This window comes from Streptomyces olivochromogenes (assembly GCF_001514115.1).
Taxonomy (GTDB): Bacteria; Actinomycetota; Actinomycetes; order Streptomycetales; family Streptomycetaceae; genus Streptomyces; species Streptomyces olivochromogenes.
Genome location: NZ_KQ948456.1, coordinates 142001 through 155850, shown reverse-complemented (window position 1 = coordinate 155850; position 13850 = coordinate 142001). Strand labels below are relative to the sequence as shown.

Genomic DNA, 13850 nt, shown 5'->3' with positions numbered 1-13850 from the left:
TTACCTTCTGTAACTCCTGGGGGCCGGTGGGGTCTTCGGGAGACAGAGGAGTGACGGATGAAGACGGCGATGGTTGGCGTGGTGGCGGCGGGAGTCTTCCTCGCGGGGGCAGGGGCGGCGATCGCGGAATCGTGGCACTACATGCCCGATCTTCAGGCGCCGGGAGTCGTTTTCCACCAGGGCCACTATCGGTTCAACCCGCCAGGGCAGAACCATGGTTCCTTCGAGTGGTCGGGATACCTCAAGGATGGCTCGCCCCGCGACGGCCACAACATCTACGTGCGGGTCCGGGTTGAAGGCCGCGATGGGGTCGAGTACCACGGAAAGCAGGGGCAGTCGGTGTTCCTGCACAAGTCCAACTGGGAGGCATCCCAGCGCTACACGGACGATGCCTATGTCCGGGCCTGTGTTGATCGCGGAGCTGTTTTGCTGGACGCCTGTTCCGCCGAGGTGCACTTCCGCAAGGGCTGAGCGGTTCCACCGGTGACCAGGACTCGGGTGCAGGCCCGGGTCCGCTTCCCTTCGGGAGTACAGATCAACACGTCAGAAGTCCTCACCGCCAAGGGGATCGACCTCTACTACGGCCCGGCGCACGCTGTTAAGGGCGCATCCATTGCGCTCCATCGGGGCGAGGTAGTGGCGATTATGGGCCAGAGTGGTTCAGGTAAGTCCTCTCTGCTGTATGCCCTTGCAGGCGTTCTGCCCGTCGCAAGCGGTGAAGTCCACTTCGAGGGCCGCCCGTTGGCCGCACTCGACGATGAGGAACTCAGCGCCTTGCGCCGAGATCGCTTCGGGTTTGTTTTCCAGTACGGAGAGCTCCTGCCCGAGCTGACCGTGGAGGAGAACACAGCTCTGCCGCTACGGCTGGCAGGGCAGCGCAAGGCTCCGGCGCTTGCTGCTGCCGGGGAGGTACTGGGGCGTTTGGGCCTCGCGGATCTGAAGGAACGACGTCCTTCGCAAGTGTCCGGTGGACAGAACCAGCGCGTTGCCGTCGCTCGCGCTCTCGTGCACAGACCCGCAGTGGTCTTTGCCGATGAGCCAACAGGGTCGCTGGACAGCGCCAATGCGGCCACAGTGCTCAAGGAGTTTCTCGCGCTGGCCCGTTCGCGGGGCACGGCAGTCGTGCTCGTCACGCACGACGCGAAGGTCGCTGCACAGGCGGACAAGCGCTTCTCGATGCTTGATGGTGAGCTCACCCCGCAAGTACAGGGGGAGTTGTGAAGGAACTCCTCTTGGGGTTGAGACTGCTGCTCGGCAGCGGACGCGGCAATCGTGTGCGCTTCGTCCTTATGACGGTCGGCGGCTCACTGGGCGTGTGCTGTCTGGCCATCGTGATGGCGATTCCAGGGATCCTCGCCGCGCAGGATGGGCGCATTGTCGGCAGACAGTCAGTCAGTCCCACTGTTCAATCCAACGGCGTCATCGCCGACGGCTACCCCCTGACCCTCGACCGCACAGATCCCTACGGCTCAACACCCCTCACCCGCGTCTTCACAGCGCGTGGTACCAGGTCTGTCGAGCCGCCCCCGGGACTCCCCTCGTTCCCCAGGGTCGGTGAAGTGTTCGTCTCGCCGCAGCTGCACGAACTGCGCCAGCACAACCCGGCGTTGGCCCAGCTGGTCCCTGGTGAGGAAGTCGGGTTGATCGGTGCCGAGGGACTGGCCCGCCCCGATGAACTCGTCGCGTACGTAGGCATGAGCCGTGCAGAACTCTCCGGCGGCAGCCCTGTGGAGCGGTTCGGCGAGCGCTACGGGCCACCCCCTACGTTGGATCCGACGACCCTCGGCATCCTGCGGTTCGCACTGTCGGCGGTCGTGCTGCTCCCGCTCGCCGTCTTCCTCTCGGTCTGCGCACGCCTCTCCGCGGCCGACCGGGCACGCAGGCTGGCCGCGCTACGCCTGCTGGGGTTGAGCAAGAAGGGGACTCAGCGGGTGAACGCCGCCGAGACCGTCGCCGCCGCCGGGCTGGGCGCGATCCTCGGACTCGGCGAGTACTGGGCCGTGAACCAACTCGCCTCACGAGTCGGTCTGCCGGGGTTCACGTGGTACCCGGCCGATGGCGCGCTGACCTTCCAGACCCTCGTGGTGTGTCTCGTCGGATGCCCGACACTCGCCTGGTACGTGGGTCGCGCCAGTGCGGGGAAGGCCGCTGCCAATCCCCTGGCCGTCCGGCGCGGCGCGGTGGAGAAGCCGCCCTCGAAATGGGTCTTCCTGCCGTTGATCGCAGGTCTGGGAGTCATCACGGGCTACTGCGTCGCGGGCGCGACCGGCCATGCCCCCACAAGCACCACCGTGTCCTCGTTGCTCATGCCGCTGGCCATCATCCTGGCCGGTGTCGGGCTCGCGCTCTCGCTTCCGTCGCTGTCCCGATTCCTCGCGCAACGGATGGCGCGCTCCACCCGGTCACTCTCCCTCGGGCTCGCGATGCGGCGCAACGAGGCCGAGCCGGGCGGTGCGATCCGGGTGGCCACCGGGCTTGTACTGCTGGTCTTCGCGGCTTCCCTCGCACAGGGGGTCGTCATTGAACTGAACGGGGTCGCCAAGAGCGTCTTGGCCGTACAGACGTACGAGATCTCGTACGGAGAGCTCAGTGGGTCCCAGCGACGGGCCGTCGAGGCGGTGCCGGGGCTCCGCGCACATGTCGTCACCCTGAGGTCGGACTCCGCCGACGGGGGAGCGGCTCCCAGCCCTGAGGCCGTGGTGGCGACGTGCGGTCAACTGCGCAAGGCGGTGCCGTGGGTCAAGGGGTGCGTGGACGGGCGGCCCATGAGGCTGTGGGATGCCACGCAACCTGAGGAGAATGCCGAGGCGGGCGGCAGTGCCGTCTTCAGGCTGAAGGTGGGACAGCATTCTCGTGACCTGAAGCTCACTGTGCCGCAGCAGACCATCCGGTACAGCGACCATGAGGGCATCCACGTCCTGCCGAGCGGAGCGATCCTGGTTCCCCCAGCCGCACTGCCGCCGAACGCACGCCTGGAGAGCGCCACCCTCACACTCGTCAGCGGTCCGTCCGAGAAGACCGTCCGCACCGTCCTCGACGGCATTGGCGGCATCGCCCCCATGGCGGGTGTCACCACTCCGGGACTGATCGTCGACTCCTTCCAACGGGTCACCATCGTCAGGACCCTCCTGGCCGTAGGCATGATCCTCGGCCTGATCATCGGCGTAGCCGCCTACCTCGTCGCTGCCACCGATCGGGCCGTCGAGCGGCGGCCGCAGGTTACTGCGTTGGCCTTGTTGGGGGCGCGGGCGCGGACGTTGCGGGCTGTGCAGGTGGTGCAGGTGGTGTTGCCATTGGCTGTGGGGTTGGTGTTGGCCGTGGTGGTGGGGAAGATGGCCGAGTCGAGCTATCTGGTCACCGGGGGTGGGGCCGTCTTCTGGGACGGAGGCGGGGTTCCGCTGCTGCTCGCGTGTGCACTCGGGGTGCTGGTCGTCGCCGCCGTGGGCGCGTTGCCGCTTGTGGGGCGGAGGATTGATCCCGAGTTGATCCGGCGAGACTGAGCGTACGGTGAGTGACGAGCAGTGGTGGAGAGGGGTCTGGGCATGGCCGGGTGGACTGTGAGTGACATCCCTGATCAGCGTGGCCGTACGGCCGTCGTCACCGGGGCCAACAGCGGGATCGGGTTCGTCACGGCACGTGAGCTGGCACGGCGCGGGGCGCGGGTCGTGCTCGCCTGTCGGAGCGAGGCGCGGGGGAGTGAGGCGGGGGACCGGATCACCTCCGAAGTACCCGGCGCGGACGTGGAGTTCGTACGGCTGGACCTCGGCGATCTCGACTCCGTGGCGGAGTTCGCGGCGATGTTCGACCTTGTGTACGGCGAGCGGCTCGACGTGCTGGTCAACAACGCCGGGGTCATGGCCCTGCCGTTCGCACGTACCTCTGATGGGTTCGAGACTCAGTTCGGGGTCAATCACCTGGGGCACTTCGCGCTCACCGGGCTGCTGCTTCCCGCGCTGCTCGCCACCCCGGGCGCCCGCGTCGTGACCGTGTCGAGCATGTTCCACGTGCTCGCCAACATCGACATCCGCGACCTCGACAGCGAGCGCGGCGGGTATCGGCGCTGGGTCGCCTACGGGCGGTCCAAGAGCGCCAATCTTCTGTTCACCCACGAGCTGGCGCGGCGGCTGGCCGGTGTCGGGTCCGATGTCGTCGCTGCCGCCGCTCACCCCGGGTACGCCTCCACGAACCTCCAGACCGCCGGACCGAAGCTCGCGGGGCGCAAGGGCGCCGAGCGGGTCATGGAGATCGGGAACCGGCTCCTCGCGCAGAGCCCGGACGCCGGGGCGCTGCCCACGCTGTACGCCGCCACCGCGCCCGGTGTGCGGCCCGACTCGTTCACCGGACCCTCGTTCGCGATGTGGCGCGGCGCGCCCGCGAGCTCCTGGCGGGCCGGGTGGACGCGCAACGACGCCGTCGGCGAGCGCCTCTGGAGCGCCTCCGAGCAGCTCACCGGCGTGACCTACGACGCTCTGAAGTGACCTGACCTCCCGGTCCGCGTCAGAGGGCGCCTCCGCTGTCCACCACCAGGTCCGTGCCCACGATCGACGCCGCGTCGTCCGACGCCAGGTAGAGGACGGCCGCCGCCACCTCCTCGGTCTTCGACACACGGCCCAGCGGCAGTTCGTGGCGTGCCCGCTCCACCCGCTCGGCCTCCGACTCGCCCGGCCGCAGTGACATCGTGGTGGCGGAGGCGCCGGGGCTGACGACGTTGATCCTGACTCCGTCGGCGATGTGGTCGAGGGCCGCGGCGCGGGACAGTACGGTGACGGCGGCCTTGGCGGCGGCGTAGGCGGCGACGCCCGGGCGGCGGGTGTGCAGGCCGACGGTGGAGGCGAGGTTGACGATCGCGCCGCCGGACGGCTGCGTCCGCATCTGCCGGATCTCCGCCTGAAGGGCGAGGAACACGCCGGTGACGTTGATGTCCAGTTCGGCGTGCCAGTCGGCCTCCGGAAGGTCGGCCAGCGGTGTTCCGCCGTGGAAGACGGCCGCGTTGTTCACCGCCACGTCCAGGGAGCCGAAACGGTCGACGGCCGCCTCGACGAGGGCGTGCACCTCGTCCGAGCGTGACACGTCCGCGGTCACTGCCAGCGCCTTTGCGCCCCGGGCCTCGATCAGCGCGACCGTCTCGTCGAGCGATGCGGCGGTGCGGCCGGCGACGACCACCTGCGCGCCCTCCGCGGCGAACGCCAGGGCGGTGGTCCGGCCTATACCGGATCCGGCGCCCGTGACGAGAGCGGTCTTTCCCGAGAAGCGTGTGGTCATTCCGGATCCCCTTATTTGACCGATCGGTTCATTATGAAGGCGTGCGCAAGCCTTGGAGCGTGGTCTTCAGTCGAGCAGCGTCAGCGCCTGTTCCGCCGCGTCCTGGACCCGGGCCGGGTCCGCGGACGCCTTGCCCACCACCCGTAGGCCCTGCATCAGGACCAGCAGCATGCGGGCGAGGGTGAGCGGGTTGCGGTCGGCGGGCAGTTCGCCCTGGGCCTGCGCGCGGACCAGGGCCGAGTGCAGCAGGGTCTCGAGGTGGTCCCAGTTGTGCTCGACGCGGCGGGCCGCGGCCGTGTCGTGGGGTGCCAGTTCGGCGGCCGTGTTGGTGACGAAGCAGCCGCTCAGGCGCCTTCCCTCGGTCGTCGCCTCGGTCGCGAAGCGGCGTATCACCGCTCGTACGGCGGGCAGTGCGGGGCCCGGCTGGGAGAGCTCCCGCAGGAGCCGCGGATTGCGCGCCTGCTGGTAGCGGTCCAGCGCCTTCAGGTACAGCTCGTGCTTGTTGCCGAAGGTCGCGTAGATGCTGGCGCGGCCGACGCCGAGGTGCTCGACGAGGTCCGTCATGGATGTCGCCTCGTAGCCGCGCCGCCAGAACAGCTCCAGAGCCGACTGCAGCGCGGCGTCCGGGTCGAATTCCTTGGTCCTGGCCATGGGGCGACCGTAGGGCAATCGAGAATGATCGGTCAAGTAAGACCGGGGTTAAGACCGGGGTGACCGGCGGACGTGAGGAGGTCCCGGTCACCCCGGCCGTCAGGAAACGGCTGTCAGGTGATCCGGACCTCGTACGTCGTCACCCGTACCGTCTCGTCGTCCAGGCACCGGCCCGACTCCAGGTCGAACCGTTGCTTCAGCAGGGGCGAGGCCACGAACGGGCGGCCCTGGTGGGAGCCGATCAGGCCGCGGGAGAGGACCGCCGCGCCGCTGAACGGATCGCGGTTGTCGATGGCGTACATCCGGCCCGCGCGGTCGAGGAAGACGGCCGCCTGGCCGCCGTCCGGGAGCAGGGCGGCCACTCCGCGGCCCGGCGTCAGCGCGGACAGGTCGCAGAGTGCCAACCAGGAGTCCGTCAGGCGGAGTTGGACGGTGAGAGTGGTCGTTTCGGGTGCCGGAGTCATCGCTGGGCGCTTCCTTCCAGGGCTTGCGAGGGGCGGCGGCCGATGCTCAGCAGCGGCAGGTCCGGCTTGATCTGGTCGCGCTCGGGGACGAAGCCGACGACGGGGTCGGGGGTGTCCGGGGCGTTCACGAAGGACACGAACCGGGCCAGCTTCTCCGGGTCGTTGATGGTCTCGGCCCACTCGTCGCGGTAGGCGGCGACATGCGCGGCCATGAGCGACTCCAGTTCCTCGCAGATGCCGAGCGAGTCCTCCACGACCACCTCGCGTACGTGGTCCAGGCCGCCCGGAATCCGCTCCAGCCAGGTCGACGTGCGCTCCAGGCGGTCCGCGGTGCGGATGTAGAACATCAGGAACCGGTCGATCAGGCGAACGAGTTCGGCGTCCGAGAGGTCCTGCGCGAACAGGTCCGCGTGGCGCGGAGTGGCGCCGCCGTTGCCGCCGACGTACAGGTTCCAGCCGCCCGCGGTGGCGATCACGCCGAAGTCCTTGGACTGGGCCTCGGCGCACTCACGGGCGCACCCGGAGACCGCCGACTTGAGCTTGTGCGGGGAGCGCAGCCCCCGGTAGCGCAGCTCCAGGTCGATCGCCATGCGGACGGAGTCCTGGACGCCGTAGCGGCACCAGGTCCGGCCGACGCAGGATTTGACCGTGCGCAGGGCCTTTCCGTACGCGTGCCCGGACTCGAAGCCCGCGTCCACCAGCCTCGCCCAGATGAGGGGGAGTTGCTCGACCCGCGCGCCGAACAGGTCGATGCGCTGGCCGCCCGTGATCTTCGTGTAGAGGCCGAAGTCCCGGGCCACCTCGCCGATCACGATCAGCTTCTCCGGGGTGATCTCGCCGCCGGGGACGCGCGGCACGATCGAATACGAGCCGTTCTTCTGGAGGTTGGCGAGGAAGTGGTCGTTGGTGTCCTGGAGGGCCGCCTGCTCGCCGTCCAGGACATAGCCGCTGGCGCCGATGGTCGGGGCGAGGGAGGCGATGATCGAGGCGACGGCCGGCTTGCAGACCTCGCAGCCCTCGCCACCCCGGGCGCCCTCACGGCCGTAGCGGTCCAGCAGGACCTGGAAGGAGGGGATGCGCAGCGCGAGGGCGATCTCGTACAGCTCCTCGCGGGTCTGGGAGAAGCAGCCGCACAGGCCGTGGTCGACCTCGACGCCGCTCGCCGACAGCTCCTCGTTGACGAGCCGGTCGAGGACCTTGACGCAACTACCGCAGCCCGTACCGGCCTTGGTGCACTTCTTGACCTCGGGCACGGTGGTGCAGGAGTGCTCGGTGACCGCGCCGCGGATCGTGCCCTTGGTGACGTTGTGGCAGGAGCAGATGACCGCGGAGTCGGGGAGCGCGGAGGGGCCGAGCGCGACCGGGGCGCCCGCGTCCGCCGGGAGCACCAGCTGCTCGGGGGCGATCGGGGGCACGGAGCCGGTGAAGGCCCGCAGGGTGCCGTACGCCTCCGCGTCGCCGACCAGGATGCCGCCGAGCAGTTCGCCGCCGCGGCCGATGACCAGCTTCTTGTACGTGCCCGAGCGTGAGTCGGAGTAGACGACGTCGAGGCAGTCGGCGGTGGCGCCGTGCGCGTCACCGAAGGACGCGACGTCGACGCCGAGCAGCTTCAGCTTCGTGGACAGGTCGGCGCCCGTGAAGCTGGCCTCGTCCGCGGCGATCGTCGCGGCGGCCGTCTCGGCCATCTCGTAGCCGGGCGCGACCAGGCCGTACACCCGGCCGTCCGAGGCGAGGGCGCACTCGCCGATCGCGAACACCTGCGGGTCCGAGGTGCGGCACTGGTCGTCGACCGTGATGCCGCCGCGCTCGCCGACCGTGAGCCCGGTGTCGCGGGCGAGCTGGTCGCGCGGGCGGACGCCGGCCGAGAACACCACGAGGTCCGTGGGGAGTTCGGAGCCGTCGGAGAGCCTCATCCCGGTCACGGCGCCGTCGCCGCCGGTGACGATCTCCTGGGTGCCCGTGCCCGTGTGCACGCTCAGGCCCATGTCCTGGATGGTGCGCAGGAGCGCCGCGCCGCCGCCCTCGTCGACCTGTACGGGCATCAGACGCGGCGCGAACTCCACGATGTGCGTGGTCAGTCCGAGTCCCTTCAGCGCGCCCGCGGCTTCGAGCCCGAGCAGGCCGCCGCCGACCACCGCGCCGGTCGTCGCCCGCGCCTTCGCGTACTTCTCGATGGCGAGCAGGTCCTCGATGGTGCGGTACACGAAGCAGCCCTCGGCGTCCTTGCCGGGCACCGGTGGGACGAAGGGGTACGAGCCGGTGGCGAGGACCAGGGTGTCGTACGTGAGGACCAGGCCCGAGCGCGCGGTGACCTGCCTGGCCTCCCGGTCGATCGCCTCGGCCGGGTCGCCGAGGTGCAGTTCGATGCCGTGCGTGGTGATGAACTCGGCGTCGGTGAGGGAGAGTTCCTCCGGAGTGCGGCCCGAGAAGTACGAGGTGAGCCGGACGCGGTCGTACGCCGGGCGCGGCTCCTCGCACAGCACGACCACACGGTGCGTGGTGGTCAGGCCGCGTTCGGCGAGCGCTTCGAGGAAGCGCTGGCCGACCATGCCATGGCCGACGAGCACGATGGTGTGCGCGCTGCCGTCGGTGGCGTTCGCCGCCGCCGTCGTCATCGTCGTGTCCGTGGACATTCAGGAGCCTCCGTCGTTGGTGAGCAGGTGGAGCAGCGGGGCGCTGTCCGCGGGGGAGCGGTGCGGTTCCCTTCCGGGCGAGGGCAACGGTGAGTGCGAGCCGGGTCAGGGAGCGGGCGCATTCGAGGTCATGCACCGCAGCCTGCGACGCCGGTGTTACCCGGCCGCATCACGGCTGTTTCCCGGGAGGAACGCTGCCCTCAGCGGGAGCGGCACCCGGTTGTGAGGGTTTGGCGGGGTCGACCGAACCGTTCCCATGGACTGAGCGGGAGTGAGTTTTGTGGCCGGATCTCAGAACATGCCGAACCTCAGAAGACGCTCAGGCTTCGCAAAATCCATGGACGGCACATCTACCTCGTCCATAGGGTCGCGATCATGCCCGAGATATCGCTGACCATCGTCGTTGTGCTCTGCCTCGCCTCCCTCGCGGCGGGCTGGATCGACGCCGTGGTGGGTGGCGGCGGGCTGCTTCTGCTCCCCGCGATGCTGCTCGGACTGCCGGGCGGTACACCGGCGGCGTACGCGCTCGGGACGAACAAGGCGGTCGCGATCGTCGGGACGACCGGCGCGGCGGTGACGTACGCGCGCAAGGCGCCGGTGGATGTGCGGCTGGCCGTGCGGATCGGGCTCGCGGCGCTGGCGGGCTCCACGGCCGGTGCCTTCGTGGCCGCCGGGATGAGTACGGACGTGCTGAAGCCGGTGGTCATGGTGGTGCTGCTCGGCGTCGGGACCTTCGTCATGCTGCGGCCCGCCTTCGGTACGGCGCCCTCGACCGAGCCCGTCTCCGCGCGGCGCGTGCTGGCCGCGATCGGGCTCGCGGGCCTCGGGATCGGCTTCTACGACGGGCTCATCGGACCCGGTACGGGTACGTTCCTCGTCCTGGCGCTGACCGCGCTGCTCCACTTCGACCTGGTGACCGCCTCCGCCACCGCGAAGATCGTCAACTGCTGCACCAACGCGGGCGCCCTCGCGACTTTTGCCTGGAAGGGCACGGTGTACTGGCAACTGGCCGCGCTGATGGCCGTGTTCAACCTGGTGGGCGGCATGGTGGGGGCGCACACGGCGCTCAAGAAGGGCAGCGGGTTCGTCCGGGTGGTGCTGCTGACGGTGGTGTTCGCGCTGGTGGCGAATCTGGCGTACCAGCAGTGGATCGCGTAGGCGCCGCAGACGGCGGTCAGCGGCTGCCGGTGAGGTGGGCGAAGACGACCACGTTCCCCTGGTACCCGGTGGCCTTCGAGTAGTCGCCGCCGCAGGTGATGACGCGCAGTTCGGGGCGGGAGGCGGCGCCGTACACCTTCTCGTCCGGGAAGTCGCGGGCCGCGTACACCTCGACGGCGTCCACGGTGAAGAGCGCGGTGCCGCCGTCGCGGCGGGCCACCTCGATGGCGCTGCCCTTCTTGAGGGCGCCGAGGTTGTAGAAGACGGCGGGGCCGTTGGCGTTGTCGACGTGGCCCGCGACGATCGCGGTGCCCCGCTCGCCAGGGGTGGTGCCGGCCTGGTACCAGCCCGCGAGGTTCTTCTCCCCGGCGGGCGGGACGTCGAGGCTGCCCTGCGGGGTGAGGCCGAGGCCCATCAGCGGGGCGTTCACGCCGATGGAGGGGATGCGGATGCGCTCGGGCGGGGAGTGGCGGAGCGCGGGGGCGCCCTGCCGGAGGGCGTCGCCGGTGCCGGCCTGGGCGGCGGAGGGCTGGGGCGGTGGGTGGACCTGGGCGCCGTTGTGGAGCAGCCAGGTCCCTGAGCAGAGGGCGACCACGGTGACGGAAGCTATGGCGGTGTTGCTGACCCGGCGCATGTGAGCCTCCTCCCGGGGTCAGGGGTTGTGCGGTTGTGGTCGTGACGGCCGTGGTCGTGGCCGTAGTCGCAACCCCAACGGTGGCCGTGGTCGGGGCCGTGGTCGTGGTGGGTCCCCTTCCCCCTCCGGGCCGCGAGGGGCGTCGGGCCACGGAGGGGGAGGGGACGGCGGTACCGGCGGACGGACAGCGGAGGGTGTCCGTCAGATCCCGTCGCCTCTCGCCCGGCGATGCAGGAGCCAGGTACCGCCCGCGGCGGCGACGGCCAGGGCCGCCACTCCCGCCGCGGTCTGCACGGGGTCGGGGCCGAGTGCGCCGCCGACCCCCGTGTTCACATGCCCACGCGGCAGATGGATCTGTTCGCGTGTGGCGGTCAGGTTCACGATCAGGTCGCCGGTGACCTGTCGGCCTTGGGAGCACTTCGCGACGATCTCGTACGTCCCCGGCTGGGCGCTCGGCGGCACCTTGAACTGGCCGATCGCGTCCTGTTCGTGCGCGCTGGCGGCGAGGATGAAGATGCCCGCGCCGACCGCGCTGGCGTCACCCGTGGCGGTGCCGTCCGTGCCGCACGCCGCCGTGTTGACGGTGACGTCGGCCCCCGGGACGACGGTGGAGGGGAACACCTCCAGACTCTCCGTGGACCCGCCGTACGCGGGCGCGGTGGCGAGGCCCACCGCGGCGACGGCGAGCGCGGTACCGGTCAGCAGACGGGCTGTGCGTCGCATGGCTGTGCTCCTCCGAGGGGGCGCGGCCGGCGGCACCCCCAAGTGCCGCTGTGTCGGTCGTGCCCCTGCCCTTCCGAGGTAAGTGGCAGTCGGCCGGGTTCGCTCCCTGACGGAGCGTCACACATGCGGGGAAAGGGGGCCTGGCGGGGGCGCCCTAGGGGCCGGAACGAGGGCGTTCCAGCAGGTCACCGGCGTACGGCCGGTGTGTCGCGGCGAAGAACCCGAAGTGCGCAGGGAGGGGGTGCGAACGGGTGACGGGGGCGGGTGGGAGGCACCTTGACCTCAAGGATGGTTGAGGTGATGGCTCCTGTGTGCCATGAAGGCAACCGCGAGGGCCGTTTCCGTCCCGGCGCCGCCGACCGGCCGCTGCGGCTACCGCACCCGGCGTCCCGGTCCCGGTTCGCACAGCCACGCCGGCGCCGCACGTGCGACACGCGCTCGCGCCGGGGCGGTCGGCTCGCGGCGGCCGGTCGAGGCCGAGGTCCGGCGGAGCGCCTGACGCGTCGGTGCGAGGGAGGTGGGACCGGCCCGGGACCCGATGCGAGACAACGGACCCCGGGCCGCCCCCGTACAGCCGACGGTTCAGCTCACGGACACCGCGGACCACGCCGCCGCCACCGCGTTGTACTCCGTGCTCCCGGCCCCGTACAGGTCCTTCGCCGCGTTCAGCGTCGCCGTCCGCGCGCCCGCGTAGTTCGTCGAGGACGTCATGTAGACCGTCAGCGCGCGGTACCAGATCGCGCCGAGTTTGTCCCGGCCGATGCCGGTGACCGTCGAGTTGTTGCAGGTCGGGGAGTTGTAGCTGACCCCGTTGATGGTCTTCGCGCCGCTGCCCTCGGCGAGCAGGTACGCGAAGTGGTTCGCGACGCCGGACGAGTAGTGGACGTCGAGGTTGCCGACCGAGGAGCTCCAGCAGTTCGCCGAGTTGCCGTCCTTGGAGGGCTGGTCCATGAACCGCAGGGCCGCCTTGCCGAAGCCGGAGCGGACGATCTTCTCGCCGATCAGATAGTCCCCGCGGTCGGTGGGATTGTTCGCGTAGAACTCCACCAGCGTGCCGAAGATGTCGGAGGTCGCCTCGTTCAGACCGCCGGACTCGCCCGAGTACGTCAGCGCCGCCGTCTTCGACGTGACACCGTGGGACATCTCGTGACCGGCCACGTCGAGCGCGACCAGCGGCCCGAACGTCGTCCCGTCACCGTCCCCGTACGTCATGCAGAAGCAACTGTCGTCCCAGAAGGCGTTGTTGTAGTTGCTGCCGTAGTGGACGCGGTTGTACGAGCCCTTGCCGTCGCCCGCGATGCCGGTGCGGCCGTGGACATTCTTGTAGTAGTCCCAGGTCTCGTTCGTGCCGTACTGGGCGTCGACCGCGGCCGAGGAACGGTCCGAAGCCGCCCCGGTCCCCCAGTGGTTGTCGGCGTCCGTGAAGAGGGTCGCCGGAGCGCGGCTGACGCAGATCCCGAAGATGCACAGGTCCGTCTTGTTCGCCGCGTCGCCCGTGTACGTGTTCCCGCGCGTCGGGTCCTTGAGCTGGTACGTCGATCCGGAGAGCGTCGTCTCCAGCGGGACCGTGCCGCTGTAGAGGGACTGGCCGTCGCCCGTCGCCGTCTCGATGCTGTCCCACGCGTCGATCTGCCGGCCGGTGCGGGCGTCGGTCAGCACCGTGCGGGCGACCGGGTTGCCCAGCGAGTCCTGGCCCACCACGTTGGTGCGCCAGGCCAGCCGAGGCGCGCCGTGCAGGGCGTCCACGACGAGCTGGGGCTTGGCCGTCACCTTCTTCAGCGTCTCGCCGAGGTGCGCGGCGCGCAGCGCGGCGGTGGCCAGGTCGGCGGCCTCGGGGGCGGCGAGCGCGGGCGTGGTGGTGGGGACGGAGAGGTCGCGGGAGGTGGCCCGGTTCGCGCCGCGGTAGGAACCGTCGGGGGCGAGGTGGACGACGAAGTCGCCGCCCAGGACCGGCAGTTTCCGGTACGTGCGGTCGTAGCGAACATGCTGGTCGCCGTTCGCGTCGACGACGACGTCACGGACGCTGGTGCCCTCGGCGGAGGTCAGGCCCAGCCGGGCGGCCTCCTTCACCAGGGCCGCGGCGGCGTTGTCGATCGCGGTGGCGCGGCCGGGCCGGTCGGCGGCGCCCGCGGTGGGGGTCAGTGCGGCCGCCAGCAGGGCGGTGGCGGCCGCGGCCACACCGGCCGCGGCCAGGCGGGAGCTTCGGGTGTGCGGTCGGGTACCTCGGGTCTGCCGTATCCGGATCCGACTCATCGGTCTCCTCGGGGAGGGGCGCTCAGACGCGTGGGGGCGCTGATGTCGAATCAGAGTTAAAGGTTCATGACA

Annotated in this window: 12 protein-coding genes; 5 read left to right on the top strand and 7 right to left on the bottom strand. The window is 70.3% G+C overall.

The genetic code is table 11. The annotated features are described in order from the left end of the window. Positions 1-57 precede the first annotated feature (57 nt). The 4 genes from AQJ27_RS18430 (at position 58) to AQJ27_RS18415 (ending at position 4478) form a co-directional block, all read left to right on the top strand. Positions 58-471 (top strand): hypothetical protein, encoded by a 414-nt coding sequence (locus AQJ27_RS18430; protein WP_067369752.1) that lies wholly within the window; start codon positions 58-60, stop codon positions 469-471. Positions 472-498: 27 nt separating this feature from the next. Further along, positions 499-1221, top strand: a complete 723-nt coding sequence (locus AQJ27_RS18425; RefSeq protein ID WP_268814575.1) for an ABC transporter ATP-binding protein — start codon at positions 499-501, stop codon at positions 1219-1221. Positions 1222-1559: 338 nt separating this feature from the next. Further along, positions 1560-3500, top strand: a complete 1941-nt coding sequence (locus AQJ27_RS18420; protein ID WP_341866084.1) for an FtsX-like permease family protein — start codon at positions 1560-1562, stop codon at positions 3498-3500. Positions 3501-3542: 42 nt separating this feature from the next. Beyond that, positions 3543-4478 (top strand): oxidoreductase, encoded by a 936-nt coding sequence (locus AQJ27_RS18415; protein ID WP_067369746.1) that lies wholly within the window; start codon positions 3543-3545, stop codon positions 4476-4478. A gap of 19 nt (positions 4479-4497) precedes the next feature. Here the strand turns inward: AQJ27_RS18415 and AQJ27_RS18410 are convergent, their stop codons facing one another. The 4 genes from AQJ27_RS18410 to nirB form a co-directional block, all read right to left on the bottom strand. Next, the gene (locus AQJ27_RS18410) at positions 4498-5262 is read right to left on the bottom strand and encodes an SDR family NAD(P)-dependent oxidoreductase (protein WP_067369743.1); all 765 of its coding nucleotides are present in this window, start codon (positions 5260-5262) and stop codon (positions 4498-4500) included. Positions 5263-5328: 66 nt separating this feature from the next. Beyond that, positions 5329-5913, bottom strand: a complete 585-nt coding sequence (locus AQJ27_RS18405) for a TetR/AcrR family transcriptional regulator (protein WP_067369741.1) — start codon at positions 5911-5913, stop codon at positions 5329-5331. 113 nt (positions 5914-6026) lie between these two features. Further along, positions 6027-6377 (bottom strand): nitrite reductase small subunit NirD, encoded by a 351-nt coding sequence (gene nirD / locus AQJ27_RS18400; protein WP_067369737.1) that lies wholly within the window; start codon positions 6375-6377, stop codon positions 6027-6029. Next, a complete protein-coding gene (gene nirB / locus AQJ27_RS18395) occupies positions 6374-9010 on the bottom strand; it encodes a nitrite reductase large subunit NirB (RefSeq protein ID WP_279636199.1) in 2637 nt (878 codons plus the stop codon). Before nirB ends, nirD begins: the two co-directional genes overlap by 4 nt. Positions 9011-9385: 375 nt before the next feature. Here nirB and AQJ27_RS18385 point away from each other — a divergent pair, with 375 nt between their 5' ends. Continuing rightward, positions 9386-10168 carry a sulfite exporter TauE/SafE family protein gene (locus tag AQJ27_RS18385; RefSeq protein WP_067369727.1) on the top strand — a complete coding sequence of 261 codons (783 nt, stop codon included), beginning with the start codon at positions 9386-9388 and terminating at the stop codon, positions 10166-10168. Positions 10169-10184: 16 nt separating this feature from the next. Here AQJ27_RS18385 and AQJ27_RS18380 read toward each other — a convergent pair whose 3' ends face one another. The 3 genes from AQJ27_RS18380 to AQJ27_RS18370 all read right to left on the bottom strand — a co-directional run bounded on the left by AQJ27_RS18380 (position 10185) and on the right by AQJ27_RS18370 (position 13778). Next, the gene (locus AQJ27_RS18380; protein WP_067369724.1) at positions 10185-10802 is read right to left on the bottom strand and encodes a class F sortase; all 618 of its coding nucleotides are present in this window, start codon (positions 10800-10802) and stop codon (positions 10185-10187) included. A 201-nt stretch (positions 10803-11003) separates the two neighbouring features. Beyond that, positions 11004-11525 (bottom strand): hypothetical protein, encoded by a 522-nt coding sequence (locus AQJ27_RS18375; protein ID WP_067369722.1) that lies wholly within the window; start codon positions 11523-11525, stop codon positions 11004-11006. Positions 11526-12107: 582 nt separating this feature from the next. Further along, positions 12108-13778, bottom strand: a complete 1671-nt coding sequence (locus AQJ27_RS18370) for a M4 family metallopeptidase (RefSeq protein WP_067369719.1) — start codon at positions 13776-13778, stop codon at positions 12108-12110. Between the last annotated feature and the right edge of the window lie 72 nt (positions 13779-13850).

Excerpts from the sequence above, each read along its gene's own strand:
- AQJ27_RS18430 (WP_067369752.1), top strand. The coding sequence starts at position 58 with ATGAAGACGGCGATGGTTGGCGTGGTGGCGGCGGGAGTCTTCCTCGCG.
- AQJ27_RS18415 (WP_067369746.1), top strand. The coding sequence starts at position 3,543 with ATGGCCGGGTGGACTGTGAGTGACATCCCTGATCAGCGTGGCCGTACG.
- AQJ27_RS18410 (WP_067369743.1), bottom strand. The coding sequence starts at position 5,262 with ATGACCACACGCTTCTCGGGAAAGACCGCTCTCGTCACGGGCGCCGGA.
- AQJ27_RS18405 (WP_067369741.1), bottom strand. The coding sequence starts at position 5,913 with ATGGCCAGGACCAAGGAATTCGACCCGGACGCCGCGCTGCAGTCGGCT.
- nirD (WP_067369737.1), bottom strand. The coding sequence starts at position 6,377 with ATGACTCCGGCACCCGAAACGACCACTCTCACCGTCCAACTCCGCCTG.
- nirB (WP_279636199.1), bottom strand. The coding sequence starts at position 9,010 with ATGTCCACGGACACGACGATGACGACGGCGGCGGCGAACGCCACCGAC.
- AQJ27_RS18385 (WP_067369727.1), top strand. The coding sequence starts at position 9,386 with ATGCCCGAGATATCGCTGACCATCGTCGTTGTGCTCTGCCTCGCCTCC.
- AQJ27_RS18380 (WP_067369724.1), bottom strand. The coding sequence starts at position 10,802 with ATGCGCCGGGTCAGCAACACCGCCATAGCTTCCGTCACCGTGGTCGCC.
- AQJ27_RS18375 (WP_067369722.1), bottom strand. The coding sequence starts at position 11,525 with ATGCGACGCACAGCCCGTCTGCTGACCGGTACCGCGCTCGCCGTCGCC.
- AQJ27_RS18370 (WP_067369719.1), bottom strand. The coding sequence starts at position 13,778 with ATGAGTCGGATCCGGATACGGCAGACCCGAGGTACCCGACCGCACACC.